3 protein-coding genes are annotated in these 4398 nt (G+C 40.9%); all 3 read right to left on the reverse strand.

Features of this window, described 5'->3' with window-relative positions; all coding sequences use genetic code 11:
- A partial coding sequence (locus A9G42_RS09105; protein WP_143426138.1) for a two-partner secretion domain-containing protein occupies positions 1 to 960 on the reverse strand: 960 nt, incomplete at its 3' end.
- An 80-nt stretch (positions 961 to 1040) separates the two neighbouring features.
- Positions 1041 to 2738: a ShlB/FhaC/HecB family hemolysin secretion/activation protein gene (locus tag A9G42_RS09110; protein WP_065588090.1), complete on the reverse strand. Its 1698-nt coding sequence runs from the start codon at positions 2736 to 2738 to the stop codon at positions 1041 to 1043.
- Positions 2739 to 2912: 174 nt separating this feature from the next.
- Positions 2913 to 4318 (reverse strand): IS1182 family transposase gene (locus tag A9G42_RS09115; RefSeq protein ID WP_143426139.1). Its coding sequence is split into 2 segments (ribosomal slippage): positions 2913 to 3748 and positions 3748 to 4318, totalling 1407 coding nucleotides; the frame shifts between segments, so codons are not numbered across the junction.
- Positions 4319 to 4398: the final 80 nt, after the last annotated feature.

Here is a 4398-nt window from a genome sequence, read left to right on the forward strand (position 1 = left end):
CCCTAACTCGCCTGCATTATGTACACCAACCCCTTTTTCTGTCCCGACTAGCTGGATTTTACCCGCATACATCCCCCCCAGTGCCGAAACATCCAAGCCAACTTCCGGTTTTGGGTTATCATCTTCACCTAACGGTGTTACCGTTTGTGCGTCAACGCTGACTTTATTACGCCCTGCCACCACATTTAAATCATTTGCCCATACCGCAGAATTTATCGATACCGTGCGAGCAATTAAATCCGTATAGTTTTGCCCAGAACTGTCCAGACCTTTACCCGTTACCGCTATATGACCTTGCTCTACCTGATAACCGGTTAAATCCCCATTTTCAATTATCGGTTTACCCGTCGTTAATGTGCCTCGACTCGCATTAATAAACCCACAACCATTACAGGTGATCCCCGATGGGTTGGCTATAACCACTTGTGCCTTTTGTCCCGCAACTTCAACGACCCCATTTAATTGGCTTGGGTTACGTGAGTTGACTTCGTTTAAGATGATTTTGGCACTGCCACTGGCATTTAACAGTTCATTACCTTGGATATAACCCCCAATTTGGGTTTTGCTGGTTTTACTGCTGTTATTTAAAATTACACCTTGCTTTGAGACATCAAACTGTTGGTATTTGTTATGTGAAACGCCTTTATTATTCGGCGTTTGTATGTTGACCTGTGTGGTGCCGTTCGCCGTTGAGGTCACCTGCGGTTGATGATGTTTACTCGCTTGACGGTCCGGCACAATACTACTGCCATAAACTGGCGAACTGATACTGACAAAACCCAATGATACAGAAATAAGAAAGGTTATCGGACTTAAATTGGCAAAAAGTGATTTTAATGCGGTTAGGCTTGAAGTTGAGTTGCTTTTTTCACCGCCTATCGGTGTCTTGGCAATATCAGCAACCACCATCTGCATGTTACGCTTTTTGTTAAAAATAACTCGATATAACTTCTTATTCATTGCTAATTCCTTATCCTTGATTTCTTGATTTTATTGCGATATTGCCTCTGTAGTTCTAATACTATTGAGCTTCTATTTACCTAGTAATTCCAGTTGATACCGAAACCTAATACTAACGGATTGGTTTTAAACCTTGCCGGTTTACGAATCGGTGCTCCTGCAAATACATCATAGTAAAATCCATAATGATTGCCTCTCACCCCAATAACACCTCCGGTTAAATGTCTACCTAACAAATATTCACTTTTCGCCCCTGACACTTCGCCGGTATCAAGCCCTAAATATGGCTCATAGTTAAACGGCGCTTGCCAAACTAATTCGTTGCGGATATACCAACCTCGATCAGCTTTTAACGTCAGTTCACCATCAAAACCGCGAACACTCCATCGACCGCCAATTGAAAACTGGTCCGGCGAGGTCAAACGTTCACCTCGCGTATATTGCCCTTGATAATCAAAACGATAACGAAATTGTTGCTGACCTAAACTAAAAGGAATATGTGTCGATAAATTGACTAAGAAAATGTCAGATAGTGCACTGCCATTATCTTCTGGATTATGCTCTTCTGGTGCCTTTCGCGCATTAAACCAACGTACCCCTTTTTGGTACGTGACGCCTGCATCTAAGGTTATATCTTTTATATAATGTCGATGTTGTAAGCCCAGTTGCCAGTTTGTGGTCTTCCTTTGCTGGATTTCTATTTCGGTATCATTAATATAGTTATGCGATTGGCGTAAGCTTATGCCGTAACTTAATGTGGTTTTTTGTGATTCATTCCGATGAATAAGCCGGCTAAGCTGTATATTGGCATTGCGACTACGACCACTGTATTTATAATCTTCATTTTGTCCTGCTACCGTCTGATGATATTTATTACCCGATAGCGAAGCGTTTAATAACCAATAACCAAATGGCACCGAATAAGATAATAAATAGTTACGTGAACCATATTTACCTTTACCGTTTAAATCATGCCCACCAGATAAATAAAATGCGTCGCTTAACGATAATAAATTGTCCAAATAGAGGGTCGCTCCGCCTTGGTCGCGTCCTGTTGCTTTGGTGCCTGAATCATCAACCGATAACCCAATTCGCCACATCTTTGTTTGCTTGCGACTAATTACGATATCACTTTCACCCGGTTTGTCGCCTGGCACTAATTGCATTTGTGCGCTGACCGTCGGTAAGCGTTGTAAATTCTCAAGCCCTTGTTCAATATCGCGTAAATTAAGTGTTTTGTTTTCTCTTACAGGCATAGCGCTATAAAGCTGTGCATATTTATCGCTATCATCACTGTAATAAATTCGCCTTACTTTACCTTCAACAAGCAATAATTTTAAAGTCCCTGCTGTTAAATCTTGCTCAGGTGCAACAACGCGCGTAGTAATCAATCCATAGCTAACTAAGCGGTCTTGTAGTTTACTCATCAATAAGTTAATTCCTTGCCCTCCCAAGCAGCGATGCTCTGCTTGTTGCGCCAGCCTCTTTAATGGAATAAACCAAGGTAATTTGTCTCGTTCCATTAACTCGACATGATCAATGTTAAAACAATGAGCTTCAGTCGGAAAATCTATCCCTTTAGTGGTAGCGTTCGGGGGTAATAAACGAATATCGGGGAAGGTAGGACTAAGCAAATCTTGTAGTGCTTTTTGTCGCTCTTGCTGGTGGATCAACTGCTGATCACCCAGTGCCTGTGTTGGCTGAACTTCGGCCAATACAGGGGTAAAGGGTAAGATCACAAAGGCTAAACTTACTAGATATTTTATAGAAACTTTCATCGGAAAACTTATTATCGTGTTAATTTTACTCAAATGCCAGACAAAATTCAGTCAGGATATTAAACTTTATTAGACTCAATGTCCATATAAAACATAAAAAGATATTATTAAATAATATCTTTCAGATTGATGACAAACCTCGATATAATTCGGGGTTTATTTTTTTATTTAAACCTAAATAGGATTTTTAATTTGGATTTTATTAAATAAATTAAAAAATAGCCTAAAAAAACGTAACAAAAATAGCTTTATCGCTATTTTCTTGATATTTTGAGCCGTTGCGGCCAATAAACACTGCATTTGAACCTGCGCTCTTCCTCTAAATCGTGCATAGCGATGTCCGTGATGTTGTTTAGCATCAGCAAAGCTGCGCTCTATCGTTTCTTTTCGCCGAGCATAGACTTTTTTACCCCACTGACTTAAACGAATCTCGTTGGCTTTCTCTTTATCTGCTTCCCAGATATGCCGTGTGATGACTTTCTGTGTATTTTTACTCTGTGTACACTGTGACAATAACGGACAGATTTTGCAGGTTGTTGCATCAGAATGATAATGACGATAACCTTCCCTGCTGGTAGTTTTATATATTAATGTTTGCCCGTTTGGGCAAGTATAAGTATCGTTTTGACCGTTATAGATAAACTGCTTTTTTCTGATGGGATTCGCACCATGGGTGGGGCGGCGATAACCCAACACCGGATATATCTGCTCTGCCAGCAGTAAATGGCAAATGGGAGCCGTAAAATAACCCGCATCAAGACCGACACCAACCGGATTAAAGCCAAACCGCTCTAACTGGCGTTTTAATCGAGCCATGTAAGGCTGGGAATCATGGATATTTCCAGCTGTGACATAGGTATCGGTAATTAAATTATGTTTGCCATCAACCGTTCGGTGATCTAAGTAGAAGAACCCTTTAGGCTTGCCTTCCCGATGCATAAAGCCACTGTCCGGATCTGTTGTACTGACTTTAACCTCCTTGTATTTCTCTACCGTCGATGGCTTTAAGGCTTTTTTCCGTTTAATTCTCTTTCTGCGTTGATGGCTTGATTAAGCGCATCAATATATTGACTGGGCTCAACAATACGCTGCTCATTACGTGCTTTGCCTTTATTGGCATTTGCTTTTAGGTGAGTACTGTCCGTATATAATACCCGACCACTTATCAACCCTTTGGCAATGGCCTGCTCAACAATATTATCAAAAATCTGTTGATAGATTTCACTGTCATTAAACCGACGGCGACGATTTTGACTAAGTGTTGAGGCGTCAATCACTTTTTCGGTTAATCCCATTCCCAGAAACCAGCGGTAAGCTAAATTGACCTGAATTTCCTGAACCAGACGACGTTCACTGGGGATACCGAAAAGATACCCCAATAGCATGATTTTAAACAGTCTGACCGGATCTTCTGCCGGACGACCGTTATTCGGGCAATAAAGTGGTGCTACCGCTTCTCGAATAAATTCAAAATCAATGACTTTAGCTATTTTACGAACAAGATGATTTTGGGGGACAAGCGCATCTAGTGAGATTTGCTCTATTTTTTCTGGTGTCGCTGGAGTTGGTTTTTTTAGCATAGAAGAACTTCTCTTATAGTGGACTCCTCTCTATTAGATCAAAGAACTCGCCAAAAAGCGAGTTCTTTGTCATCAATCTG

The sequence above is a fragment of the Gilliamella sp. Nev6-6 genome (genome assembly GCF_001690605.1).
In the GTDB taxonomy this organism is placed as follows: Bacteria; Pseudomonadota; Gammaproteobacteria; order Enterobacterales; family Orbaceae; genus Gilliamella; species Gilliamella apicola_C.